General features: G+C 68.3%; 27 protein-coding genes and 1 pseudogene. 12 read left to right on the forward strand and 16 right to left on the reverse strand.

The features are described from left to right. Nucleotides 1-247: 247 nt before the first annotated feature. Nucleotides 248-640, reverse strand: a complete 393-nt coding sequence (locus tag ABZ671_RS27810) for a hypothetical protein (protein WP_357863680.1) — start codon at nt 638-640, stop codon at nt 248-250. Between the two features lie 238 nt (nt 641-878). After that, a complete protein-coding gene (locus ABZ671_RS27815; RefSeq protein WP_357863749.1) occupies nt 879-1,958 on the reverse strand; it encodes a helix-turn-helix transcriptional regulator in 1,080 nt (359 codons plus the stop codon). A gap of 190 nt (nt 1,959-2,148) precedes the next feature. Between ABZ671_RS27815 and ABZ671_RS27820 the strand changes: the two genes are divergently transcribed. From ABZ671_RS27820 to ABZ671_RS27830, 3 genes are all read left to right on the forward strand, one after another. Then, the gene (locus ABZ671_RS27820; RefSeq protein WP_357863681.1) at nt 2,149-2,313 is read left to right on the forward strand and encodes a hypothetical protein; all 165 of its coding nucleotides are present in this window, start codon (nt 2,149-2,151) and stop codon (nt 2,311-2,313) included. Then, a complete protein-coding gene (locus ABZ671_RS27825) occupies nt 2,300-3,502 on the forward strand; it encodes a helix-turn-helix domain-containing protein (RefSeq protein ID WP_357863683.1) in 1,203 nt (400 codons plus the stop codon). Before ABZ671_RS27820 ends, ABZ671_RS27825 begins: the two co-directional genes overlap by 14 nt. Before the next feature lie 577 nt (nt 3,503-4,079). After that, on the forward strand, nt 4,080-4,367 hold the full coding sequence (locus tag ABZ671_RS27830) for a hypothetical protein (protein WP_357863685.1): 288 nt from the start codon (nt 4,080-4,082) through the stop codon (nt 4,365-4,367). A gap of 221 nt (nt 4,368-4,588) precedes the next feature. On the opposite strand, the gene ABZ671_RS27835 is transcribed toward ABZ671_RS27830, so the two are convergent. The 7 genes from ABZ671_RS27835 to ABZ671_RS27865 form a co-directional block, all read right to left on the reverse strand. Then, a complete protein-coding gene (locus ABZ671_RS27835) occupies nt 4,589-4,966 on the reverse strand; it encodes a hypothetical protein (RefSeq protein ID WP_357863687.1) in 378 nt (125 codons plus the stop codon). Nucleotides 4,967-5,402: 436 nt separating this feature from the next. Further along, on the reverse strand, nt 5,403-5,807 hold the full coding sequence (locus ABZ671_RS27840; protein WP_357863689.1) for a RidA family protein: 405 nt from the start codon (nt 5,805-5,807) through the stop codon (nt 5,403-5,405). 314 nt (nt 5,808-6,121) lie between these two features. Beyond that, nucleotides 6,122-7,285, reverse strand: coding sequence for a HAMP domain-containing sensor histidine kinase (locus tag ABZ671_RS27845; RefSeq protein WP_357863691.1), 1,164 nt, complete (start codon nt 7,283-7,285; stop codon nt 6,122-6,124). 10 nt (nt 7,286-7,295) lie between these two features. Next, a complete protein-coding gene (locus tag ABZ671_RS27850; protein WP_357863693.1) occupies nt 7,296-7,979 on the reverse strand; it encodes a response regulator transcription factor in 684 nt (227 codons plus the stop codon). Between the two features lie 57 nt (nt 7,980-8,036). After that, entirely contained in the window at nt 8,037-8,741 is a 705-nt protein-coding gene (locus ABZ671_RS27855) for a VanZ family protein (RefSeq protein ID WP_357863695.1), read from the reverse strand. 100 nt (nt 8,742-8,841) lie between these two features. After that, complete coding sequence (locus ABZ671_RS27860; RefSeq protein WP_357863697.1) at nt 8,842-10,092, reverse strand: serine hydrolase domain-containing protein; 1,251 nt, start codon at nt 10,090-10,092, stop codon at nt 8,842-8,844. A 162-nt stretch (nt 10,093-10,254) separates the two neighbouring features. Next, entirely contained in the window at nt 10,255-11,199 is a 945-nt protein-coding gene (locus tag ABZ671_RS27865; RefSeq protein WP_357863699.1) for an acyltransferase domain-containing protein, read from the reverse strand. Nucleotides 11,200-11,462: 263 nt separating this feature from the next. Here ABZ671_RS27865 and ABZ671_RS27870 point away from each other — a divergent pair, with 263 nt between their 5' ends. After that, nucleotides 11,463-11,876 (forward strand): hypothetical protein, encoded by a 414-nt coding sequence (locus ABZ671_RS27870; RefSeq protein ID WP_357863701.1) that lies wholly within the window; start codon nt 11,463-11,465, stop codon nt 11,874-11,876. A 294-nt stretch (nt 11,877-12,170) separates the two neighbouring features. Here the strand turns inward: ABZ671_RS27870 and ABZ671_RS27875 are convergent, their stop codons facing one another. Next, nucleotides 12,171-13,022, reverse strand: coding sequence for a hypothetical protein (locus tag ABZ671_RS27875; protein ID WP_357863703.1), 852 nt, complete (start codon nt 13,020-13,022; stop codon nt 12,171-12,173). A gap of 138 nt (nt 13,023-13,160) precedes the next feature. Between ABZ671_RS27875 and ABZ671_RS27880 the strand changes: the two genes are divergently transcribed. From ABZ671_RS27880 to ABZ671_RS27890, 3 genes are all read left to right on the forward strand, one after another. Continuing rightward, complete coding sequence (locus ABZ671_RS27880; protein ID WP_357863705.1) at nt 13,161-13,358, forward strand: hypothetical protein; 198 nt, start codon at nt 13,161-13,163, stop codon at nt 13,356-13,358. A gap of 106 nt (nt 13,359-13,464) precedes the next feature. Continuing rightward, a complete protein-coding gene (locus ABZ671_RS27885) occupies nt 13,465-14,121 on the forward strand; it encodes an MOSC domain-containing protein (protein ID WP_357863707.1) in 657 nt (218 codons plus the stop codon). Nucleotides 14,122-14,147: 26 nt separating this feature from the next. Further along, nucleotides 14,148-15,143, forward strand: coding sequence for a GNAT family N-acetyltransferase (locus ABZ671_RS27890; RefSeq protein WP_357863709.1), 996 nt, complete (start codon nt 14,148-14,150; stop codon nt 15,141-15,143). A gap of 85 nt (nt 15,144-15,228) precedes the next feature. On the opposite strand, the gene ABZ671_RS27895 is transcribed toward ABZ671_RS27890, so the two are convergent. Then, nucleotides 15,229-16,071 (reverse strand): hypothetical protein, encoded by an 843-nt coding sequence (locus ABZ671_RS27895; protein ID WP_357863711.1) that lies wholly within the window; start codon nt 16,069-16,071, stop codon nt 15,229-15,231. A 35-nt stretch (nt 16,072-16,106) separates the two neighbouring features. Here ABZ671_RS27895 and ABZ671_RS27900 point away from each other — a divergent pair, with 35 nt between their 5' ends. Together ABZ671_RS27900 and ABZ671_RS27905 are read left to right on the forward strand one after the other, a co-directional pair. Continuing rightward, nucleotides 16,107-16,415, forward strand: a complete 309-nt coding sequence (locus ABZ671_RS27900) for a ribosomal protein L7/L12 (protein WP_357863713.1) — start codon at nt 16,107-16,109, stop codon at nt 16,413-16,415. 111 nt (nt 16,416-16,526) lie between these two features. Next, a pseudogene (locus tag ABZ671_RS27905) lies at nt 16,527-16,833 on the forward strand (helix-turn-helix domain-containing protein); the annotation flags it as partial. A gap of 701 nt (nt 16,834-17,534) precedes the next feature. Here ABZ671_RS27905 and ABZ671_RS27910 read toward each other — a convergent pair. The 3 genes from ABZ671_RS27910 to ABZ671_RS27920 form a co-directional block, all read right to left on the reverse strand. Next, entirely contained in the window at nt 17,535-18,041 is a 507-nt protein-coding gene (locus ABZ671_RS27910; RefSeq protein WP_357863716.1) for an NUDIX hydrolase, read from the reverse strand. A 39-nt stretch (nt 18,042-18,080) separates the two neighbouring features. Next, nucleotides 18,081-19,439, reverse strand: coding sequence for a hypothetical protein (locus tag ABZ671_RS27915; protein WP_357863717.1), 1,359 nt, complete (start codon nt 19,437-19,439; stop codon nt 18,081-18,083). 475 nt (nt 19,440-19,914) lie between these two features. After that, on the reverse strand, nt 19,915-20,133 hold the full coding sequence (locus tag ABZ671_RS27920; protein WP_357863719.1) for a winged helix-turn-helix domain-containing protein: 219 nt from the start codon (nt 20,131-20,133) through the stop codon (nt 19,915-19,917). Between the two features lie 207 nt (nt 20,134-20,340). Between ABZ671_RS27920 and ABZ671_RS27925 the strand changes: the two genes are divergently transcribed. The 3 genes from ABZ671_RS27925 to ABZ671_RS27935 are packed head-to-tail and all read left to right on the forward strand — an operon-like array spanning nt 20,341 to nt 21,975. Then, on the forward strand, nt 20,341-20,562 hold the full coding sequence (locus ABZ671_RS27925; protein ID WP_357863755.1) for a hypothetical protein: 222 nt from the start codon (nt 20,341-20,343) through the stop codon (nt 20,560-20,562). Then, entirely contained in the window at nt 20,556-20,795 is a 240-nt protein-coding gene (locus ABZ671_RS27930) for a hypothetical protein (protein WP_357863757.1), read from the forward strand. Before ABZ671_RS27925 ends, ABZ671_RS27930 begins: the two co-directional genes overlap by 7 nt. After that, a complete protein-coding gene (locus ABZ671_RS27935) occupies nt 20,785-21,975 on the forward strand; it encodes a helix-turn-helix domain-containing protein (protein ID WP_357863721.1) in 1,191 nt (396 codons plus the stop codon). Before ABZ671_RS27930 ends, ABZ671_RS27935 begins: the two co-directional genes overlap by 11 nt. On the opposite strand, the gene ABZ671_RS27940 is transcribed toward ABZ671_RS27935, so the two are convergent. Continuing rightward, entirely contained in the window at nt 21,945-22,694 is a 750-nt protein-coding gene (locus ABZ671_RS27940; protein WP_357863723.1) for a hypothetical protein, read from the reverse strand. The genes ABZ671_RS27935 and ABZ671_RS27940 overlap by 31 nt on opposite strands. Before the next feature lie 416 nt (nt 22,695-23,110). Beyond that, a complete protein-coding gene (locus ABZ671_RS27945; protein WP_357863725.1) occupies nt 23,111-24,109 on the reverse strand; it encodes a hypothetical protein in 999 nt (332 codons plus the stop codon). Nucleotides 24,110-24,174 lie beyond the last annotated feature (65 nt).

Here is a 24,174-nt window from a genome sequence, read left to right on the forward strand (position 1 = left end):
AGACGCTTGATCACCGGTTTGGGGTCGGACTCCCGATACAGCCGCACCGCACGCTGGCGCAGCTCATCCGGGTACTTACGAGGGGCAGGCACGAAAACCTCCTGGTCAGGGCCTATCAGACCACGATCGAAAGTCTCCGAGCTACCGGGGGAACCTCACCTGTTCGACAGCGACAGCTAGTGGTAGCTCACACAGCGCTTGGGCATAGCTTGGTCTGCCGCGCACTCGCCACCTGTAGGTAATCCCGTCAACCGTGATGAGCCGAGAGCCCTTCTTGGCCAACGCCATGGACGACCCTCCTCGCAAGTTCAAGTTGATCGGGGCACGCTCGCTGCTCTAGTTGGTTGGGCCGGACCCGGAATTGGGTGGTTCCGTCCTCAGCTTTGACGTGGTCCGGCACTGTGCTAACCACGAGGATCTGATCCTCCTGCTGTCCGACGACATAGCACCTCACGAACGCCGGCCGGGGGAGAGAAGCACCAGGAGGGATGTCGTCGTCGAAGAAGATCGGGATCTTGTCGACGAAGAACCACGTTCGTCCGTCGGCGTCGACCAGGCGCACACGGACCCACCCCGGCTGCCAGTCTTCGTCGACCCATGCAATCGCTTCGCAGCGCAGCAGCCTGACGGAACTCATCACCGGGCTGATCCTGCCAGGTCGATCACCCTTGGTCGGCGCGCGGCTCTGCCTGGGGCACACAGAGGGCACGATCGGAAGCCTGCCGTAGATGTCGACAGCAACGGCGACAGCAACCGGCGTGGACGGAGCCACCCAGTAAGGAACGACGCCGGACGGTGACCCGAGGCCAGGGACGCCGACGGACCCCGCCGGACAGAGCGCCCAGAACTTACAAACGAGGGGTCGCTTTCCGGCCGAGTCAGTAAGACTGTCGCGCCGCTCGTTCGACCTCACGCAGCACCAAGCCAAGGGTCTGCGACCGGCGGTCTGCCGGCAGCGTTGTCCAGGCGCGTCGGGCGTACGTCAGTCCTCCCGCGCAGTCGCCGGCCCTGGTCATCATGAGTGCGCGGTGCAGTTCGATATGTGTGGCGAATCTGGTCAGCGAGGCCGGTCGGAGCCGGTCGGCGTCTGTCTGGGCTTGCTCGCCGGGGGCGACCATGCCGAGTCGGGCGTAGAGCATCGACCGGAAGGTAGCCATCCGCCAGGCGGGCACGGCGGCGTCGGAGATCTCGCCGTCGGGTGAGCCGGTGAGGTCGAAGACGCGTCGTGCATCTTCGTCGGCGGCGATGGCTCCGGCGATGTCTTTCCGGCCGGCGGCGATGTGTGCGCGGGCCATCAGCGCCTGAAGGCGGCCCAGTGAGGGCCGGTCGGATAGGGCGATGGCCTCGTCGGCGTAGCGGGTGGCGACGGGCAGGGCGGCGCCCTCGTAGGCCAGTGCTATGGCGGCCCGGCCGCGTACCCAGACCCGGACGGCGAGGTCGCCGGAGCGGTCGGCGGCGATCCGGGCGGTGTCGTACCAGCCGATCGCCTCGGCGGGGTCCTTGGTGGTCTTGCCGTACGTGGTGAGGGCGCGGGCGGCGGTCGCCCACATCGTCGGAGAGTCGAGTTGCTGCTGCATGACGACGAGATCCCCAGCGAGTCGGGTCTGTAGGGACTCGGCCCCGATCTCCATGTAGTCGCGGCCGTACTGGTCGACCCGGTCTCGCCAGCGGTCCTCACTGTCTCGCCGCCCGGCCAGGGCAGCGGTGAAGCCGGATCGGATCAGTTCGTTGGCGGCGATCGGGCCGATGGTGGCGGCGGCGAGGAGGTCTCTGCGTCTCACGTCCGCGTCTCCCAACGCTCGCGCATAGGCGAGCACGATGTCCGGCGTCGCGGTCCGGCGTCCTGCCTCGACGTTGCTCAAGTGCGAGGCCGAATAGCAGGTGCGGGCCGCGATGGAGGCCAGCGTCACGCCCGCCTCGATGCGAGCGTGCCTCAGTTGTGCGCCGAGGTCATCCATCGAACCCCCGATGAAAGGTCTTGAAAGCATCGAGGTGCTTCCGAGCGTAGTCGTCCGATCACAAGAGTAGAGCCCAGGCGCGGCCAGCGCGGCTGGGGTGGATGTGAGGTCTGGTCGCGTCACCAGCCGGGCGCGGCGGTGTCGGTCCTTCCAAGAGCACGCCGCCGCGCCTCTACCAATGGAGGTGGGGATGAGCGACGCTGACCCGGTCAAGGGCAGAGGCGAGCAGGTTCAGGCAGCGGAACGGGAAGCCGCTAGGCGGCGGATCCTCGCGCAGGCCGAGGCGGATCGGATACCCGCCGAGGAGACGACCCGGGCAGTGCCCGACCGGCGGTGGCGTCGTGGACAGCAGTGAGCTCCTGCCGGTCGGTCGGCGAGTGGCGTACTGGCGGGGGCGACGGAAACTGTCGCAGCAGGTGTTCGCCGACCGGCTCGGCAAGTCCAAGAGCTGGGTCGACAAGGTCGAGCGGGGAGTCCGCTCCCTCGACAAGGTGTCTACGCTCCAGGACATCGCCGCCGTCCTGCGCATCGACACCTCCGTGCTGCTCGGCCGAGACGCCCAACCCGCCGCGGTGACCGAGCGGGCCGATGGAATCGAGGGGATCAGTGCGGCCCTGTCGACGTACGAGATCGCCCTGGGTCGGCCGCCGATCCGCCGCGTCCTGCTGCCGGCCGACCGGTTGGTCCGCAACGTCGAACACGCGTGGATCATGTTCCAGCACGCCCGGTACCCGCAGGTGATCGCCCTGGTGCCGGACCTGCTGACCGGCGCGCAGCGCGTCCACGCTGACGACCCCGGGCGGGGCCGCCCACTGCTGGTGGAGGCGTACCGGGTGACCGCGTCGCTGCTGGTGAAGCTCGGCGAGGCCGACCTGGGCTGGCTGGCCGCCGACCGGGCCATGGCCACCGCGACCGGCGACCCCATGTTGGTGGCCGCCGTCACCGTGCAACTCGGCCAGGTGCTCCGCGCCTCAGGGAAAGCGCGGGCGGCCCTGTCGACGACACTGACTGCCGCGTACCGGATCGCCCCACCCGACCCGGACGACGGCACCACCGCCGAGCTGTCGCTGTGCGGGACGCTGCTCGTGCAGGCCGCCCTGGCGGCGGCCCGTTGCGGCGACGACCGGACCACCGCCGACCTGATCGGCGAGGCCGCCGGCATGGCGGCCCGGGTAGGGGACGGCCACGATCACCACCGGACTGCGTTCGGGCCGACAACCGTGGACCTGGCCCGGGTCGCCGCAGCTCTCGAACTGGGCAACGCACCCGACGCGGTCGCCTGGCACGAGAAGGCCACCAAGCAGAACGCCTGGCGGTGGCTACCGGTCGAACACCGCGCCGCCCACCTGCTCGACGCCGCCCGTGCCTATCTCCAAGCGGACGACCCGACCAGCGCGGGCCGGGTGCTGATCGACGCCGACCGCACAGCACCGGCCGAGGTACGCCAGCGACCCGCCGCCCGGGAAGTGCTCGCCCAGGTGGCCCGCGACCCCCACGCCCCGGCCACGATCATCCAACTCGCCGCCGCCCTCGGGGTGACCTGAGCATGACCGGGCCCTTCCTGTCCCTGACACAGATCCGCAACCGGCTCATCCTCACCGCCCGAGCGATTCTCCGCGACCATCGGACCGGACCGGACGGCCGCTGCCGGGTCTGCCGCACACCGGACTGCCCCGTAGCGGCCGCCGCCCGCAATGTCATCAACGGGGCCGAGGAAGTACAGCAGCGGAGTACAGCAACCGAGCCGACCACACCCGACCGCGACGAACCCCCAGCAAGCCGGATGACCTCGGACGACACCTGATCCGACCGGCCTGCCGAGAGTTCACACCGAAGAGGTCACTGGTTCGATCCCAGTATCGCCCACCATGAGTAAGGCAAGCTCAAGGCCCCTCGATTGAGGGGCCTTGACTCGTACCTGAAGATCAGTCGTTGCCCGGAGGCAGCGAGAAGGCAGCAAAGGGCTTCAGTACCCGGCGGTCGCGCTCAGCTGTCGAGTGGGTGTGAGCCACCCCCGCGCGTGATGGACGATGAGGACCAGGTGGAGTCCCACCCCGTTGAGCAGCTCAAGGTGGGGCTATGGCTCAAAGACTCCGAGTTCGGGGATTCTAGGCTAAAGACATGGCGGACTGGCCGGACTGGAGCGAGGACGAGTATGTCCAGTACCTGCAAGACGAGCGCCGACGCTTTGCGTGGGTGATGCAGCGCTACGGGGGTCTCAACGCAACCCAAGCTGAGGCAGCGGCCGTGCAGCGGTACCCCTTCGAGGCCAGCGATGCACCGTACCGAGGACTCGTCTTCCATGACGAAGCATGGCACTGGGCAATGCTGAAGATCTACGGGGAGGGGTACTGGATCCAGCGCCCGGAACTTGTTGAACCGCCGGCTGAGTACAGGGCGCTTGACTGAACCTTCACCGCATCACCTACGCCGGCCCCTGGCTGGGCGGCACTTGGGCCGAGCAGCCATCGGAGCAGCCAAGCCGCCGAACAGCAGCGGACGCTGGCAAACCGGACGGCCGGCTGCCGGCCGTGTCGGGCTCCAGTTGATGCGTGACGGATTTGTGTCGGATGATGCATTACATGATCGGCTAGGGCTGACCTACCGGCGGGACTGGTGTAGTGCGGAGGTCAGACGTCGAGGAGAGTCTCGTCGTACCAGACGTCCTCGTAGTCGGGTGCGAGCACCACGCCCCAGCCTGGTGGGAGTGCAAGGTACGGCTCAAGCTCCGGGGCGTATTCGTCCAGGTGCTCAACATGCAAGGCAGTGAAGAACTGATCATCTTCCTGAGGGATCTCAGGGCCTCGCCATACGAACCAGCCGTTGCCGTTGCCTTGGATCGGGTGCCGCAGGGCGTTGAGCGGTTCCAGCTCGCGTGGACGCGACAGCGCGAAGCCGACCATCGTCCCCTGACCGGGCGGCGTTGACTCGACCGCGAAGCGTCGACATACGTCGCGCTGCGCCGCCGAGGCACTGGAGGCCGGCCTACGCCGACGCCAACTGATCATGTCGCCCATCATGTGAAGTCAAACCGTCATGGGTCAATCGGAGTACACCGGCAGCCGGCCGATGTGAGAGGACTTTCTGTACGTCTTCAAGGCGGCCCTGAACGGACCGCACGCGCCGCCGCCTGGACGCGCGTCCGACGCTCCGCTGTCGCTCCACGCCGGCCACGCAACACGCCCGGCGGCTGGCGCGGAGAGCGGGAAGCCCTGGGCCGCCGCAGACGGGGTAGCTCAGCAACGTGGTGGAGGTGTGTTCGTCTTCGGGCCGTCTGGGCCGTCGCTGGGCCGTCAAGCGCCGACCAACGACGACCGAGGACGACCAGCAGCACCCGGAGAAACAGCAGGTCAGCCGCCATGTGAGAGCGGCTGACCTGGTGGGCGACGGACGAGTCGACCTGTACGCCGGATTCTGCCGCCGGCATGGTCCCGGTCGTAGGATTCAGCGGTCGGCGATTGCTGCGACTGCCTCGATCTCGATCAGCAGATCCGGTCGGAACAGACCTGCTACTTGGACAAGTGAGCTCGTCGGTGGCCGTTCGATGTTGATGAACTCGTCCCGTACTGCTCGTACGATCGCCAGCGCAGAGGTGTCTACGACGTAGATGGTGAGCTTGAAGACGTCGTCCCAGGTTGCGCCTGCGGCGGCTAGGGCGGCACCGACATTGTGCATGGCCTGGCGGGTTTGGGCCTCCCAGTCGTCAGCGGGCGCTGGGGTGCCGTCTGCGGCGATGGGCACCTGACCCGACGTCCAGACCAGCCGACGGCCCGGGCCAATGGTGGCTACATGGCTGTAGCCGTTGGGCTGCGGGAGCGTCGGCGGCGTAGTGAGCTCGATGTCGGCCATGGCGACCACCCTAGGACCGAGTGCGCAGGCGGGACCCGACCGGGCCACCGGTACGTGGCGCTGTCAGGTTTTGCCGCACCTATCTGTGTCGCGCTGACTATCGCGCGCCGGCACCGGCCGGTCTGGTCATGGCGGAAGTGGCGGCGGGTCTGCCGGTGTGGAGCCGAACTGCCGTGTCGCGCCCGGCATCGGATTCCGATCAATCGTGGCCATTGGCCGGGGGAGGGGGAGCAGTGAACGACGGGCAGGAGCAGATGATCCTTGCGGTGCACGTTCGAGGACTGGACGGCATCAGGCTGTAGCTGGCACGCGCTTCATCTGCCCTGCTCGACCGGATTGCCAAGAACGGCACCTCCCCGAACGCACTCCCGCTCGGAAGGATCCTCGGGCGTGCCGGGAAGCCGGACCGTGACCAGGAGACCGCCGGCGGGGCCGGGGACGAGGTCGAGGGTCCCGTCGTGGGCGCGGACGATGCTGTGCACGATGGCCAGGCCGAGGCCGACGCCGGCGTGTTCGTCGGTGCGTACGCGTTCTGTTCCGCGCTGGAAGGGTTCGGTGAGGGTCGGTACCAGGTCTGGTGGGAGCCGTTGGCCTGTGTTCTTGACCTGCAGCACGCTGGTGTCGCCGTGCGCTGCCGTGTGGACCGTTACGGTGCCGTCGGCGGGGAGGTTGTGGACGATGGCGTTCTGGACGAGGTTCGTCACCATCCGCGACAGGAGTTCGGCGGAGCCGCTGGTCCGGGTCGCTCCGCCGGTGACGTCCAGCGTGATCCGGCGCTGTTCGGCGAGGGGAAGCAGCGTTTCGGCGGCTTCTTCGGCGATGAGAGAGAGATCAACGTGCTCGCGGGTGAAGCGGTCGCCGCGGCTGAGCAGTAGGAGGGCCTCGGTGAGGTCGATCGCCCGTTCATTGACGGCGTGCAGGCGTTCGATGAGTTCGCCCCGGTCCCGCGTGGGGTCCTGGCGGGCGACGTCGAGGAGCGTCCGCGAGATCGCCAATGGGGTGCGCAGTTCGTGGGACGCGTTGGCGGCGAACCTCTGCTGCTCGGCGACGTTTGCTTCGAGCTGCGCGAGCATTGAGTCGAACGCGTCGGATAGTTCACGGAACTCGTCTTTGCGGCCCTCCATCCGAATCCGGTGGGACAGTGATCCGTCCAAGGCCACGCGTGTCGCGTTGGTGATGCGAGTCAGTGGCGCGAGCATCCGGCCGGCGAGGATCCATCCGCCCAACAGGCCGAATATCAGCAGAAAGGCCAGCACTACGGCTGCTCTCGGGGCGAAGGCGTGGAGCAGGTCGGAGCGGTTCGGTACGAACATCACGGGGGCGTGGAGGCGGAAGCGGTTGGGTTCGGGCAGCTGGGGGTTGTTGATTACCTCGGGTACGTAACGCAGCAGGAACACCCACACGGTGACGAGGAGCAAGCCACCTGCCAGCATGACGAATCCGGCATAGCTGAGGGTCAGTTTGAGGCGGACGCTCAAACCGGGCGTTCTATCCACGGTCTCCTCCCTCACGCCCGGTGTCGATGCGGTAGCCGACGCCGGGCACGGTGGCGATGATCCATGGCTCGCCGAGCCGTTTGCGCAGTGCGGAGACGGTGATGCGTACGGCGTTGGTGAGGGGGTTGGCGTGCTCGTCCCAGGCCCGTTCCAGCAGCTCTTCGGCGCTGACGACCCCGCCTTCGGCGGCGACGAGGACTTCCAGCACGGCGAACTGCTTGCGGGTGAGCGCGACGTGGCGTCCGTCGCGGAAGACCTCCCGGCGGAAGGGGTCGAGCCGCAGGCCCGCGATCTCGCGGACCGGGGGCCGGGCGTACCCGCGTCTGCGGTCGAGCGCCCTCAGCCGCAGGACGAGCTCCCGCAGCTCGAACGGTTTGGTGAGGTAGTCGTCGGCGCCGAGCTCGAACCCGGAAGCCTTGTCGTCGATCCGGTCGGCGGCGGTGAGCATGAGGATCGGGATGCCGCTGCCGGTGGCGACGATGCGCCGGGCGACCTCGTCGCCGGAGGGGCCGGGAATGTCACGGTCGAGGACCGCGAGGTCGTAGGAGTTGACGCTGAGCAGTTCCAAGGCGGCATCGCCGTCGCCGGCGATGTCGGCGGCGATCGCCTCCAGCCGCAGACCGTCACGGACGGCTTCGGCCAGGTAGGGCTCGTCCTCCACGATCAATACGCGCATGCCTGAACCCTATGTCGGCACAAATTATCGCTGATATTGGTATACCGGACATGCGACTCAGTCTGCCGCTGCCAGCGCCGGGCGAGGCTGGTCCGAAGACACCTCCGCCGTAGTGCGCCACCAGCGGCGCGACGCCAGCCCGGCCAGCACGGCCCCGGCGGCGTTGACCAGTACGTCATCGACGGAGGACACCCGGTCCAGCCGCAGGACGTACTGTGCGGTTTCGACCAGGGCCGAGCAGCCCGCCCCGAGCGCCAGGATCCGCGGCACGGACGCCAAGGCCGCGAAACGCATCGGAGCGAAGAACCCCAACGCCGCGAAGATCAGCAGGTTGCCGCCGATCCCGACCGGCCCCATCGTGACCAGGTCCTGCAGCGGGACCAGGCTCACCCGGCCGGGGACGACGCCGGCCCCCGGCCCCGGCATCATGGTCAGCCACACCATTGGCACCGTCCCGTAGACCATGCCCACCTCGGCCAGCGACATTCGCCACGCCGACGTGCCGCCGTCGGCACGCCGACAGAGCGTCAGAGCCCACACCACCACAGCGGCCAACGGCAGCCCGACCAGCATCATGAGCACCACACCGTTGAACGTGTCGTAGCAGCCGTGCCACCGCCCGGCCATGCACCTCGGAGCGGCCATCAAGAGCGGCCGCCGCACGGCGAAGGCCGCGCTCGCCAGGCCGAGGATCACCAGACTGACGAGCACGATCCTGCGCGTACGGCGGGGCGGTGCTGACGGGGACGCATTCTGACTCATGCCCCCTATTAGAAACGGAGGGATGTTGCGGTGGCGTATGCGGTTTTGGATACGTCCGCGATACCCGGGTACCCGGCGTCGTAGCCCGGCAGCCAGGGCGTCAGCCACCACCCCCGCCGTCGGGCGAAGCCCCGGTGATGGCCTGCATCTCCCGCCCGATCATCTCCACCAGCGGCACGCCGTCGCAGTTGCCGAGGATGACGCCGACCCAGCCGGTGTCCGGGTAGATGCTCCAGTTGGCGCCGACACCCGGGTTGCCACCGGCACGCTGGATCGCCCACTGGCCGCCGACGACCTCGGCCGAAGGCCCGTACGTGCCGAAGGAGGCCGGGCCCAGGGGGATCTTGGCTGCGGTGAATACGTCGGCCCAGGGCTGGTCCAGTAGCGTGCCGTCGCCCAGCGCGCGGGCGAACCGGATCAGGTCCGGTGCGGTGGCGAAGCCACCGTCTCCGGGTTCATCGATGAAGGCGCGACCCGGGTTCCTACCCAGGATGTGCGGGTAGGGGCTGCCCTTGTCGAGGTTCCGAACGGCATCCACCACGCTGCCGTCGGCCAGTGTCATGTATGGGTGCGCGAGGTGCTTGTCGGTGAGCCACTGGGGCCTGGTGTAGAACGCCGAGCCGGTCATGCCGCAGCGCTTGAAAATGTTCTCCTCGACGTAATCCCAGTACGTCTTGCCGGTCACGGCCTCCACGATCAGGGCGGGGATGACGGTTTCGGCGCCGGCGTGAAATGCGTTGGGGAGGCCGGGGATGCCCACCAGCTTCGACTGCCGGGCCCACCGCTCCCAGTACTCGTGGACCTCCACCCGGCTCCGGAAGACGCGCTGGATGTCCTCTTCGGGGGTGTTCATGCCGGAGAAGCCGGAGAGCATGTGGTGGATGGTCACCCGATCGGCGATGTCACTGGCGAAGCCCGTCAGGTGTTTGCCCACCGGGTCCGACAGGTGCGGCTTGCCCTGCTGCGCCAGTTGCAGGAGGGCTACCGCCTTGAACGGTTTGCCCGCCGAGCTGAGGGTGAACGCGATGCCCTCGTGGTTGCGGATTCCTCTTTCCTTGTCGGCCATGCCGTAGCTGCGGGACAGCACCGTCCGGCCCTGGTATGACAACATCACCACGCCGGAGAACTTGCCCGCGGCGGCCAGCTTCGCCACGTACCGGTCGTAGGCTCCGCCGGGCAGCGTGTCGCGCGGGATCCGGTTGTGCCCGGACGAGCCGGTCGGGGCCGCGTCGGCGTGACCGATCCCGGCGTTCACCAATGGCACGCCGGCCGCCACCACGCCGGTGGCCGCCATACCGCCCCATCTGAACAGCCGCCGCCGGTCGATACCACGTACGGAATCCGAGTTCATGATCACGCTCCTTTCCCAGTCGACAAACCTGGCGCTGGCGGAGATGCGTTGGAGTTCATGCCTCCACTAAAAACGGACGCCTGTTGCGGAGGCGTATGCGTTTCTCGATATGCCCGCGATACCCGTTCCGGGAAGACCACTGGTCGTCGTTATGCCGCGGCACTAGATCGGGAAGCGGCCGCGGCGCCACTGCCAGTGGCGGCCAGCCGTCAGGTGGTCGACGACCGCGCGCTGGAGCACGGTACGGCGCGGCAGTTGGTCGAGCGGCGTGGTCAGGGTGCGGAACGCGAACCGCAGCACCTCGACGTCGGCGTCCAGCCCTTCCGGCTCCTCGTAGGGTTCCAGCTCGAACCTCCGCTGGAACCGTACGATGTTGGAGTCTTCGGGCAGATACTCCAGGAGCTGCGGGTCGAGCAGCCACGAGCCGCAGGCGAACGCCGTGTAGCGCTCGTCGGGGAAGTGGCGCGGGAAGAACGCGCGGGCCTGGTCGAGCGACGCCGCGACCGCGTCCGGGGTCAGCGGCCCCGCCTCGGGTACGTGCAGGTCGATGGTGGTGTCGCCGCGCTGGTGCTGCAGCCGGCCCAACTCGTAGAGGCCGCCGCGCGCGTGCAGCGTGAGCCAGCTCTGCATGACCGGCCAGCCCTCGCGGTGCATCCGCCGGTCGATCGCGAGGTTGCGGCCCAGGTCCGCGAGGGTCGCCCACGTCACGGCCTCGGCGATGCCGTGGTCGCGGTGGTAGCCCGTGACGACGTCGACCAGGGCCAGGTACGCGTACACGTAGAGGTGCCGCCAGGCGGGGCCGCGTTCACGTGGCAGCGCCGGACCGGGCGGCAGCCAGTCGTGGCCCCCGAGGTCGGCGCGGACCAGGGCGATCGAGCGATCGAGCAGCCAGCGCAGTTCGGGGGTCCACAGCGGAGAATCCGGGTCGGGCCAGCCCGCCATGATCTCGGCGGCGTCGTCCGGCCGTACCGCGAGTCGGTCGAGGATCGCGGGCGCGTCGGCCTTGGCGGGCAGCGGAGCCGATGGTCGGTCGCCGGCGAGCCGGTGCACGCGGTCGATGTCCTCGACGGGCACCCCGAGCCGGGCGGCGATGTCGTCCAGATCCACGCGGACGACCCTACCGACCGGTGGGATCGCCCCAACAGCCCCGAACCCGCGATCGGCTGCCCGATCCGGGGTGCTCCCACGCTCGGATCGGTTTGACTGGCTCGCCTGGGCGGCTGAGTGGCCGGGTCGCCGTCCCTCTCCCGCTACTGGCCCCATGATCAGCATCCAAAGTAGAGGTCTAGCATGAAGCCACATTCCTAGAACAAGGAGGGCGAATACGAAGCTTTGCTCGAAGGTTGGCAGTCCTGGTCACATCGGCTGCGGTGGTAGTCGGGATCTCCGCCGCTCCGGCCCAGGCAGCAACCAATCCCTACACCGGGACCAGCGCCTGCGCCAACGACTTCAAGGGCTCCTGGACCAACGTGAGCGACGGGCACCGGGCGATCAAGAAGGGCTCCGAGACGATCGGCGACGTCTACCTGACGTACAACAGCGCGACCGGCGAAAACTGCGTCGCCACGATCAAGCGGATCTCCGTCGGCTCGAACACCCGGGTGGGCGCGAACCTGTATGTCTACGCCGTAGAGGGCTTCTTTAATGACTACGGCGACAACAAGTACTACGCCGCGGTGAAGTACAAGGCGGCCGGCCGCTGCGTCAGGTACGAGGGTTACGTGAAGTCCGGCTCGGACCTCTATTTCGGCGTCCGGGACAGGTACGACAACTGCGGCAGCTGACGCAGCAGCTTGACCCTGCTGGGGCCGGTCCTCGGACCGGCCCCAGCATCGTCTTGCTCGAGTTGTTCGGGTGCGTTTCTTGTCGCTCTCCAGCAGCAACTAGTGCACCCAGACTCGGCGGCCCCGGCTGGCGTTGCCCGGCCGACGGAAAGCACCAGCGCCCGGACGCCTGAATCGTTCGCGTCATCAGGTCGGCAGGCGCCGAACCTCTCCTGCTCGGTGCTGGTGACGAAAAGCGACCACGCACTCGGTTCGGCGGCGAGCGCCGAGGTCCTTGCGGCTGTGACCGAAGCGTCAGCGCTGCTGGCGTTCGACCCACCGCGCCCCGGCGGCCTTCCTGAGCTGCCCCGCAGTCCGACCGCCGGGCGCGGCCTCCGCCGCGTCGTGGTCGGGCTGCGCGGCCCGGAACCGCCGCCGCAGCTCGGCCCGCACGGGTACGTCCCCGTCCCGCAGGACCGACAGCAGCAGTTCGTCCTTCTCGTCGGCCGGCAGGCCCCGCAGCCAGCCTCGCAGCTTCGCCGTTGACGGCGCCGAGCGGGACAGCGGCGCGCTCGCCTCGGCGGCGACGGCGAGCAGGTCGACGTCGATGCGTAGGAATTCCACCAGGCTCTGCAGCGGTGCGGTCAGCGTGCCCAGGCCCGGCGGGACGGGCGGCTCCGGTTCGTCGTCGTCGATCTCATGCCGGCCCACGGCGAACAGCCAGGCCAGGTAGAGCAGCCGCAGGTCACCGCCGGCCAGGTCGGCACGGGCCGGAATGATCGCAGCGAGCCGGCCCTCCCCGTCCTCGTCCGTCCACTCGCTCTCCTCGTCCTCATCGGTGAGGTCGATGACGACCTGGTCACCGACGGCCCACGCGGCTGCCGACTCGGTGTCGCAGTAGCGCTGCGCGGTGTCCAGATCCAGCGAACCGTGGGGGAGCCGGATCATGAGCTGCCGGGTGCCCCAGTTGGCCAGGTAGAGAAAAGCGTCGAAGTATGCTGCCACCAGCCGCTCCGGGTCGCCCTTGAAGTCGCCCCAGTGGTAGGTGTTGACCATGCTCGTCGAGGTGATCCGGGCCCGGCTGGACAGCTTTCGCAGGTCGTCGATCTGACCGGCGGTCAGTGGCCGATCGACCGCCAGGAACTCGTAGTACTGATATTCACTCATCAGCCCGAACCGCCCAGTGCACCCGTCCGCCGTCAAACGGGCACCATACCGGCCCGGCGGAGTGCCCGCCGGATCGGTCGGGGCGGCAGAGTCTCCCACGCCGCGTCCCAGGGCTCGTTGTGCGCGTACGGTCGGAGGGTGGACGTGCTGCTGCGCGGCGGGCCGGGCGACGGGCAGGTGGTGCCCGGCGGTGGGGAGACCGTCGTGTGGCGAGCCTGCCTGTACGAGATCACCCGCGAGTACGGCCACCGTCACGGTCGCGATCTTCGTGTGTACCGCCATCGCTCCGACTGCTGCGAGCTATACGGCCGAGGGTCCGAAGATCGCTGCGAATGAGTGCGATCGAGCTCAGGGAGCCGGCGTGACGGCTACCTTGCCTGGTGGCCGCAGACGGTGAGAATTAGGCGGCGCGGCGACTCCTGAAGCCGATAGGTTGCAGCCCATGGGCCGCATCCTCTCTGTCAACCTGGCCGTGCCGGAGCCCAGCACCGCGAAGCGAGTCGGCATCACCGGCATCAACAAACAACCGGTCGACGGGCCGGTGACAGTCCGCGCCCCCGGGCCGAAGACCACCGGGCTGCACAGTGGTCTGGTGGGCGACCAGATTTTCGACATCGAGCACCACGGCGGTGATGACCAGGCCGTGTACGCATACGCCCGGGAGGACTACGACTGGTGGGAGGCCCAACTTGACCGGGTGCTGCCGGGCGGTGTGTTCGGCGAGAACCTGACCACGGTGGGCGTCGACGTGAACGGTGCGGTGATCGGCGAGACGTGGCTTGTCGGCGACAAACTGGTGCTACAGCCGACGTTCGGGCGCATTCCGTGCGTCACGTTCCAGGCCAAGATGGCGGAGCCGCAGTGGGTGAAAACGTTCACCCGGGAGAACCGGCCGGGCGCCTACTTGCGCGTCGTCGAGCCGGGAGACGTCCAAGCTGGAGACCCGGTGACGGTGGTGCACCGTCCGGCGCACGGCGTGACGATCGCGGATGCCTTCCGCGCCTACCTGACCGAGCCTGAGTTGCTGCCCGCGCTGGTGGAGACCGAGGGCCTGCCCGACGAGCTGCGGCACGAACTGCGCCGCCGCCTCAGGAACTGAGGTCACGCGAAACGGGGGTTCATCACATGGTTCTCGCGGTGGACATTTGGCCGCTGGATCTCGACGACCAGTCCGCGTTGGCGGATGCGTACGCGGTGGAGTGCGAGGCGACCGCCCAGGCCCGGCCGGGGTGGGTGCCGCTCGGAGCGGCGGCGCGAATCGCGGCATGGCGTGCCGAGAACGGGTGGACGCGTCGCCTGGTCGGTGCCTTCGAGGGCGACAGTTTGGTTGGTTTCGCCAGCTCCGAGACGGCCCACGACACACCCGGTACGTCCTGGGTGAATGTTGCCGTGCTTCCGCAGCACCAACGTCGGGGTGTCGGCACCCAGCTCGTGGGCGCTGCGGAGAACGCGAGCCCCGGAAGCGCGCGCCGATTCGTTGCCAGCGCCTACCGCGCCACCGTTCCCGAGATCGAAGGCCTGGCCAGCAGGTTCGCCAGGCCCCTCGGCTACGCCGCTGCCACCAGCGAGACCGTGGTCGAGCTCGATCTGGCCGGTGCCGACCTTCCCGCGTACCCGCCGGCGGACGGATACGCAGTTTCGACGTACCTCAATGGTGTCCCCGACCGGCTGCGTGCCCAGGTCGGTGTGCTCAAGGGGCTGGTCGACGCGGAGGCACCCAACGGCGAGCTCGGGTGGGAGCCCACTCCGGTCACCGCCCGGGAGTACCAGGAGGAGATCTCACTCTGGCAGGCGCAGGGACGTACGGCCGTCGAAGCGATCGCACTCGGCCCGGACGGTGACGTCGTCGCCTGGACCTGCCTGGTTGTGTCCGCCGACCCCGCCCGTCCGGCACAGATCGAAGGCACCATGGTCCTCGCCGAGCACCGTGGCCAACGTCTCGGCCGTGCTGTCAAGGTCGCGTCTCTTCTCGTCGCCCGGGACAGGACAACCTGCCGGCAGGTGCGGACCAGCAGCGACGACCAGAACGTCTGGATGCGCGCCATCAACCACGAACTCGGCTTCGTGCCGGTTGAGTCCGAGATCATCCTGCAGAAACAACGCCCGGTGCCACCCGACTGACCGGTCGCCGACGCACTCCGGTCCACACCGACTTGACCGGGCCGTCAATCGTGCAGTCCAGTTGCGGTGTGGTGGGGCGGCCGGGTCAGTGAGTTGGTGGGCTCTTCTCGGCCAGGGCCGCGATGGATGCCGTCATGTCCCTGACGAAGGCATCTCTGGTCGGAGCAGCAACGCGGTCCAGGGAGAGGTAGGGGTTGAGGTCCTCAAGTTCAACGAGGAGGAGTTCGCCAGCTCGCGTGCGGCACGCGTCGACGCGTTGAATGCCGTGGGTGATGTCGTTCCAGTCGACGAACCGTTGAGCGAACGCCACATCGACTTCGGTCGGTTCGTACGGTTCGAGCAGCCATCGTTGGTCGGTATGCGGCGCGTACAGCGCGTACTCGAAGGTGTGGTCGACGAAGTAGAACGAGACTTCGTACGCGAAATCGACGCGCGGCTGGACCAGCAGGTTGTCGTATTTCAGGTCTTGGAGTTGCTCACGCTGAACGAACTGCAGGCCAACGGAATCAGCGCCGAACTTCGGCTTGGCCACGTACTGGGTGGCCGGTGGCAGGCGGTCGATGTCCTGGAACCGGTCGACGGTGGGGATGACGGGGTAGCCGGCCGCGTACAGATCCAGCAGGTACTGCTTGCCGGCCATGTCGGCCTTGCCGGTCAACTCGGCGAAGACTCGCACACCCGCCTGCCTCGCGCGGGCGCGGAACTCGTCGTGCTGCTCCTGGTAGTACACGGCGGGGCCGCTGTTGCGAACCACGACCACATCAAAGGAGTCCATCAACTCCACCGCGTCGACCGGGTGGCACAGGGCGATGTCGAAGTGCTTTCGCAGCCGGGCAGACAGGAAGATGTCCTCGTCGCAGTAGCGACGCCCACGCGCCTCGTAGGCCAGATCGGTGACGTAGAGGACGCGGGTTCTGCGGGGCGGCACGGCGGCTCTCCTGAGCGTCGGGGTTCAATGTGGATATGGAATGGATCTCACTACTGGTGCTGCTGGCGGTACTGGTGCAGTTGATGGTCAGCGGCAGCGGCCGGCGCGCGGCTGCCGACCGTCAGGCGCGCCAACTGGCGGCGGTGGAGCGGAAGCTCAATCTCATCATGGACCACCTCGGTATCCGCGAGCCCGAGCCCGGTGCCCCCGCCAGGGTCCTCGAAGAGCTGATGGCCGGGCGCAAGCTTCAGGCGATCAAGGTGTACCGGGACGCGACCCAGGTCGGGCTGAAGGACGCCAAGGATGCTGTCGAGCTGCTCGCCCGGCGGTACGGCTTGGAGTGACGCTCTCGCGGCGCGGGCGATGAGGTGTCCGGCGTCGGGTTTGCCGAGAGTGACGGGTCGGCCGCGCCAGCAGTTGAAAGCCGATCGATCGCCCGTGGCAAGATTTGCTGGGTGCAGATCGGGATGCTCGGATCGTTCGAGGTTCGCACGGACGGCGGCGTCCTGGTCGACGTGCCGGGCGCGGTTGCGCGGGCTGCTGGTCGCCCTCGCGCTCGAACCTGGTCGCGTGGTCCCGAAAGCGACCCTCGTCGACTGGATCTGGGGTGAACACTCACCCGCTGACGCGGCGAACGCCCTGCAACGCCTGGTTTCCCGGCTGCGGAAAGCGCTGCCGGAAGGGTTGATTGAGGGGCAGCCGGACGGCTACCGGTTGACGGTGGAACCCGACGCCGTCGACGCCGTACGCTTCGAACGCCTGTTATTTGGCCAAGCATGAGCTTCGATGGGTCGTGTAGCGTCACTACGAAAACGGCACCCAGGAGAAGGAGGAGCAATGCGCCGACAAACCCAAGGATCCAAGGGATCAAAAATATCGCGACCTCAGTTGACGCTAGGATTCCTATCGTCGCGATTGCCGCCGTGAACCCAATGCCTAAAACGGTAGCATAGAAGCCGAGAACGGTTCTAGGGTTTATTGTTTTGCGTCCGCTGACCGCCTCCGTTACTTCTTTGAACAAGGCTCCGCCTTAAGTTCAGACTGCTGAACTGTGCTTCGGGTGATGTTACCAACCGCTGTCAATGGGCAGGTGCATGTGGGTGATCTTGTCGCGTGGCCGGGCCCCTTCACCTGCCGCGCCAGTCCAACCGCGGGCTGGTCGGCGGGCTCCGGCGGGCCTTGCCCGACTCCGGGAGCGGGAACAACAGTACAGCAGCGATATGCAGCAATCGATCGAGCCGCAAGAGCTACCAGGCGGCGACCAGGAGCTGTTCAACGTCGGCGACGGCCGTAGGGGATCGCATCGCCTGGAGCTACGGATCAGGTAATCAGCGGCCACCGCGATGCCGCGTCGGCCGAGGCCCGGGCGTGGCCAGGCTGGACATCGGCGATGTGAGGTCGTCGCCTCTTATGTGACCGGTTTACCGCGCCGCTATGCCGTTACGCCCAGCGACATGGCGGCGTCATGGTGGGGGCAGGGTGACACCCAACCGGCGAGGAGAGCCGCCAGCGAGGTACACCGGGGCGTGTCGAGCCCGGGCACGTACGGCTGCACGTACCCGTGGGGCGACATTGTTGGGAAGGCGCTGCTCGGCCGCTTCCGGGGAGAAGTAGGCGACGTTTTCAAGCTCTTGGCGAGGCAGGACGAAGCTGTCCGGGCCGGGAATGGTGCCACAGTCGAATGTGAAGCTGATGATCGCTCGTGGTCGGTTTCCGGCGGAAGGTGCCCAGTCCACGACGAGCAGGTCACCCACCGATGCCGAGATACCCAGCTCTTCGTGGACCTCCCGAGCGCAGGCATCATGCGGATATTCGTCTTCTTCCACGTATCCGCCTGGGAAGGCCCAGTGGTCACTGTAGGTGGGCTTGACCAGCAGCACGTTGCCGGCCGGGTCGGTGATGAAGGCGGCTGCGGCGGCATAGAAGGCGGGCAGGTTGGCGTACCAGGTGGCGGGCTCCGTCCAGGTCACGTCGCTGACGCTAGCCGACGTGCCTCGATGCGGTGTCTCTCACGTGCTCGGGGGCGTAGCCGGAAGGGTAAGTAGAAGCTCCTTGACCTGGGGTATTGCTTGATGAGGGCTCAGCGTGGTGGCGAGTTCGCTAACGCGGTGGTTCAAGCGGGCAGAGTGAACGTCGAGCGTGTGCTGCGCCAACTCCCGGCCCCAGCCGCAGGCGGCGTCGATGTCCCCCGCGCGGGCATGGGTCGTTGCGATGAGGGCGGTGTGCAGGGCGCGCGTCCGGGCGTTCTGGCTGGCGAGAGTGATCGCGTCGGGGGCGTGCCGCAGCGCCTGTGTGTAGAGGCGTAGGTCGCCCAGGCATTTCAGCGCTGTGCCGGCGAAGTGGGCAGGGCTGAAGTAGCTGACCCAGCGTGGGCTGCTGTCCGGGTTGGTTCGATCGAGGGCACGCTGGGCCTTGGTGAGTGCGACCTGGCAAGCATGTCTGTCCCCCAATCGGCCGTAGGCGCTGGCGGCCGTGGTGTAAAGGCGGGCGCGGACAGCGGCCGGGGCACGGCCTGCCCCGTCGATGGCAGCCTCGGCGAGCCGAGCCGCATCCTGGGCGTGCCCAAGGTAGACGGCCTGGGTGGCGAGGTTGGCCAACAGGTGGGCGCCGCACAGGCGATCGTCGGCGGCCTTGGCGAGCCGTAGGGCGATGGTGAAGTGATGTTGCGCGATGCCGTGCTCGCCCGCGTCGTATGACATGAAGGCGAGCTGGCCGGACAGCATCGCGGTGGCGCGCATGAGATCGCGGCCGATGCTGTCTGTGTAGCTGCCGCTCAGCATGGGAGTCACCTGGCGCATCAGGAAATCGGCCATGAGTGTCCGGGTGCGCGGAGAGCCACCGCCCTGGCGGCGGTCGAGGTCGGTGAAGTGCTCGGCGAGTACGTATAGCGACTGGATATCGGCTGGCGTGACAGACTGCCGGCCGCTGGCGCTTACCGCCTCGTCGGCCAGGTCGTACCGCCATGCGAGCGCAGCCTGTAGGGCTGCGCCGCTCTGGTACGACCCGTTGGGCCGAGGCTCGAGCTGGCTGGCGAGCATTGTCCACAGCTGCTCGGCGGCGTCGATCGCGTGGCGGGCGGATGCGGGGTAGCCGGCGTTCGCCGGGACATCGGTGGTGGTGAAGCCGAGTTCGGTGACGGTGACGGGGCGACCGAGCTTGCGGGCGAACGCCTCGGCCATCGCGGCCTGGACGTACTCGGCAGGGCGGCGTCCGCGGAGCCACCAGTAGACGCTGGCGGCGTCGTAGCGCCAGTTGCCGTGGACGCGGCCAGCGTGATTGAGCTGGCGGGCGAAGGCACCGTGAGCGCTGCCGTAGCCGGCGGCGCGCAGCAGCGCCTCGAACGCTGCGTTCGTGACCGGCCGCACCATGGATGCGCCTCCAGCTTCCGAGTGGCTACCAATAGTGACGAGCCTATGCCGCACCGCAGTGCTGTGGGGGCCTGCGCAACAGTGCGCAACACCGCAACAGGACAACGCAATCGGCCACATCACCCGCCATCTGGTCCGTCGATCGGCGGTCGGCTTCGCTGACATCAGGAGTACGTGGACGGTGATAGGGACTCTTCCGAGACCTACCGCCGGCGACCGATGAAGGCGGTGGGAATGCAGGGTAAGGAGTCAGCAGCGAGCCGGGGCGAGCAGGTCGAAGCGTCCGAGCGGGAGGCTGCCAAGCAGCGGATTCTTGCGCAGGCCGAGGCCGATCGGATACCAGTCGAGGAGACGACCGGGCGGTGCCGGATCGGCGGTAGCGTCGTGAGCGGTTACCTGCCGATCGTGGGCCGCCTACCTGCGGGCACTCGAACCGTCCGACGGAGCGCCCAGAAACCTACAAGCAAGCTGGCTGCTACCCCTCGGCGACGTACAGCCCCGCACCCTGGACGCCGACGACGACACCCTCTGACTGCAGTAGCAGGACGGCCTTCTGAACGGTCGAGACGCCAGCCGAGTAGATCTCGGCCAGCTCGCGGTAGGTGGGCAGGCGGGTGCCGGGCTGGTACTCGCCGGCGGCGATGCGGGCGCGTAGGTCATCGGCGATGCGCCGATACCCCATCGGGATAGGCATGGTGTTCTCCGTTCGGCACCCCGATTTGATCACGCCCAGTGACATTTCTTCAACCTCTTCGTTGTCTTTGGTACCAATGGCAACTAGGCTGCGTTGCGTGACCCCCGGGGTTCTCCGTTCGGCGACGGGAATCTGAGGTCATGCCCGGGACGGGTCGCCCTCGCGGCTCGTCCCGGTCCACCCGCACCTCCGGTTGAGGAGCCCCGCATGGTCGAGCGGTACACCGACCCACCCCATTCCGACCGACGGCGGGTCTCGTACGAGGAGTACCTGCTCGCCACCGCGATGACCCTCGCCCGACGGCATCGGCCGGTGTGGTGCTGGCGGCGGTGGCGGCGGGTCTGCCGGTGCGGAGCGGAGCTGCCGTGTCATGCCCGGCACCGGATTCCGATCAATCGCGGCCACTGGCCTGGGGACGGCAAGTGGTGACCGACGGCGCGACGGTGGCGATGTTTTCCGAGCCCACCGCCGTGCCCTTTCCGAAGGGGCAGTTCGTGGGCGATACGCAGCGCGATCGAGGGGCGAGCCGGGGCGAGCAGGCGGAAGCGGCGGAGCGGGAGGCGGCGAAGCAGCGGATTCTCGCGCAGGCCGAGGCGGAGCGAATACCGGTCGAGGAGACGACTCGGGCGGTGCCGGATCGGCGGTGGCGTCGTGAGCGGTGATGTTCTGCCGATCGGGCGGCGGGTCGCCTACCTGCGGGCTCGGCGGAAGCTGTCGCAGCAGTCGTTCGCTGATCGGCTGGGGAAGTCGAAGAGTTGGGTGGACAAGGTCGAGCGCGGGGTCCGCTCGTTGGATCGGGTGTCGACCCTCCGGGACATCGCCGCTGTCCTACGGGTCGATACCGCGACACTGCTCGGACACGACGCCCGGCCCGCCGAGCTGGCCGAGTGCGGTGAGGGCATCGCGCGGATCAGGGCGGCGCTGTCGACGTACGAGATGGCGCTTGGTCGTACGGCGGTACGCCGCGAGGTGGCGTCACCCGATCGGCTTGCCCAAGAGGTGGGGTACGCGTGGATCACCTACCAGCACGCCCGGTATCCGCAGCTGGTCGAGCAGTTGCCGACGCTGTTGACCACTGTTCAACGCGCCCACGCCGTGCACCCGGAGGCGGGTCGGGTGGCGGTGGTGGAGGCGTACCGGGTGACGGCGGCGCTGCTGGTGAAGCTGGACGAGGTGAACCTCGCGTGGCTGGCCGCCGACCGGGCGATGTCGGCCGCCACCGGTGACCGCGTGCTGGTGGCCGCCGCAGCCGTGCAACTCGGTCACGTGCTCCGGGCGTCGACACGGGCGAGAGCGGTGATGCTGACCGCCGCCTACCAGATCGCCCCGCCCGACCTCGATGCCGGTAGGCCGCAGGAGTTGTCGCTGTGCGGGTCGCTGCTGGTGCAGGCCGCCCTGATAGCGGCCAGCTCCGGCAACGACCGGGCAACTGGCGACCTGCTGGACGAGGCCGCCGAGCTGGCCGCCCGGGTCGGCGACGGACACGACCATCATCGGACCGCCTTCGGGCCGACCGCCGTCGAGCTGGCCCGAGTGGCCGCCGCCGTCGAGTTGGGCGACGGGCCGGAAGCGGTCGCCCGGCACGAGCACGTGACCGAGCGGGACGGATGGCGGTGGCTGCCGGTCGAACATCGGGCCGCGCACCTGGTCGACGCGGCCCGCGCCTACCTCCAGGCCGACGACTGCGCCAACGCGGCCCGGTTGCTGATGCGGGCCGACAGGATCGCGCCCGCCGAGATTCGGCACCGGCCAGCGGTACGGGAGGTGGTCGCCCAGGTCGCCCGCGACCCGGACGCCCCGGCGACGATCTCTCAGCTCGCCATAGCGCTCGGGGTGGTCTGAGCAGTGCGGAACGGCCGCGCCGCGCCAAGGGCGTTCAACCCCACACCCCAGATGAGGAGTACGGCGAGCCACTGGACCCAGTTCAGTGCGCTCATTTCACCGGAGAGCAGGTGCCGGACGGTGGCATACGGAGTCAAGGCTTGGACCGGCTTGAGGACGTCGATGGCGCCCAGCAGGAACCACAGGCCGAGCGGCAGGACGATGGTGGCGATGTAAGCGACGGCGGGACGCCGTATCAGCAGACCGAGCCCGGTGCCCACCAGCTGGGCCACCACCTGGATGAGAACGCCACCTACCGCGATGGTTTCGACGTGCCGCCACGGGTCCGGAGCAGTCGACGTGGTGACGGTGAGGGCCGTGGCGCACACCAGGAAGCCGAACAGGCCCACGGCGGCGGCGAGCAGCGTCGCGGCCAGCAGGGTGGGGGCGAGGCGGGTGGTCCCGGTCGCCCGCTTCAGGTCGCGGGCGAGCAGGACGCCGAAGGCCGGCACGATGACGGACATCAGGCTCTGTGCCGCCTCGGAGAGCTTGGCGAAGGTGCGATCATCAGGCGGCCCGGCCAGAGCAAGCCCGGCGGCGGCCAGCAGCCCCAGCAGCAGGGTGACCGCGAGCAGAAACCGGCGCGACCGCGTCCCCACGGAGCGGCGGAGCGCTTGGAGGATGGTCTCATTGAGGCCGGTGGAAGTGCCGAGGGTGTTGGGAATGCCTGACTCGCTCATCGTGCCCCCGTTCGACAACAGGGCTTCATTCTTTCCTATCAGGGCGCTCTCAGTCACTGCCGGTGCTGGCTTTTGGAAGATGGGCCAAAAGTGATGTGCCGCTGAGGCATGAATATGTCTTAGCGGCATATCGCTTCGAGATGGGGCGCCGCCCGCACGAGACACGCCACTCATGTCAGCGGCGGCGGTGGAGGCGCCGAGGACCTGGTCGACGAGTACCGGCTGCTGACCTTCCCCACCGTCCTCGGCGTCGGCCAGCGGCTCTTTCCCGCCGGCGGCCCACCCGCGTACCTGGACTGCCTGTCGGCCGGGCAGGTCGGCGCCGCGGTCCTCGCCCGGTACGGCAGGTCCACGTGACGGCCGTTTCCTCGTCTCTGGCGAGCCCGCCAGCGGACGGGAACGGCGTTAATCTGCGGTCATCCAGCGAGGCGGCGGCAGGCGTTCCGGCTGTGCGGTAGCCCGGCCTGCGTGAAGACGAGACCGCAGCTCCCGTTCTTCGGATTCCAGAGGGAGTCGTTTGCGACCAACGCCCGAAGCAGGGCACGCTGCGCATCGGTCAGCGGCCGGCGTTTCCCGTACGGCTTGGGGAAGGCGAAGCGCACCAACGCGCCCCAGCCGTCGTCGAAGCCGGCCCAGCTGTCCCGACGGGCCACCTCGCAGGCAGCCGTGGCGATCTCGGTGAAGTCGGCGGCGACCCGGATCGCCGCGGCGACGAGCTCGAACTGGTGCAGGTCCGGGGGTGGTGAATCCGCTAGCGCCGCCAGAATCAGCGTTCGGCTCCGGGGATCGTCCTCGTGAGTCAGCGCGGCCCGGAGCCGCACGGCCGGATCTGGGTCGGTGAGCCGGTCGCGCAGGTCGCCGCCGAGCCGGCCGAGGCAGTCCAGCCACTCCGCCTGCGACCCGGTGCCTCGCTCCGACCATTCCAGGACGAGGACCGCCACATCTTCTCGCCGGTCGGCGAGGGACGGCAGCTGCGCGATCGCCACGAGATTCTCCGCGCGGAACAGGGCCCGGTCCGACGGGGAGGTCGTGAGCAGCGAAAACACCACCGGGTACGCCTGCGCCACGGACTCGGCGAGGTCCGGCAGTAGCTCGGCGAAGTAGCGGTCGTCGGCGAGGCGGGTCACGCTCAGCGCGGCGTCGCCCAAAAACTCCAGGAGCGGTTCGACGGTGTCCGGGTGGGCCCGCCCCTCGGCGAGCAGCTCGGTCACGGCCCGGACGGCCGGCGCGGTCGCCGTCTCGGGGAAACCCTGGTGCAGCACCGCGATGTCGAGGTGGTCCAGCGCGGCGGCTCGGGCGTCGGCGTCGCCGGACTCCAGCGCGTTTAAATGAGCGGGCGTGTCGGACGCCCGGCCGTACGCGTGTCCGAGCCGATCCCAGTCGACCGGCAGCGTCTTTCGATGGGATGTACGCATAGTCAGAGGCAGGTGGGCCGGAGGTCCCGGGGTGTGTAGGTGATCTGCACGAGGTAGCTCCCTTG

The organism is Micromonospora sp. NPDC006766 (assembly GCF_040636055.1).
Taxonomy (GTDB): domain Bacteria; phylum Actinomycetota; class Actinomycetes; order Mycobacteriales; family Micromonosporaceae; genus Micromonospora.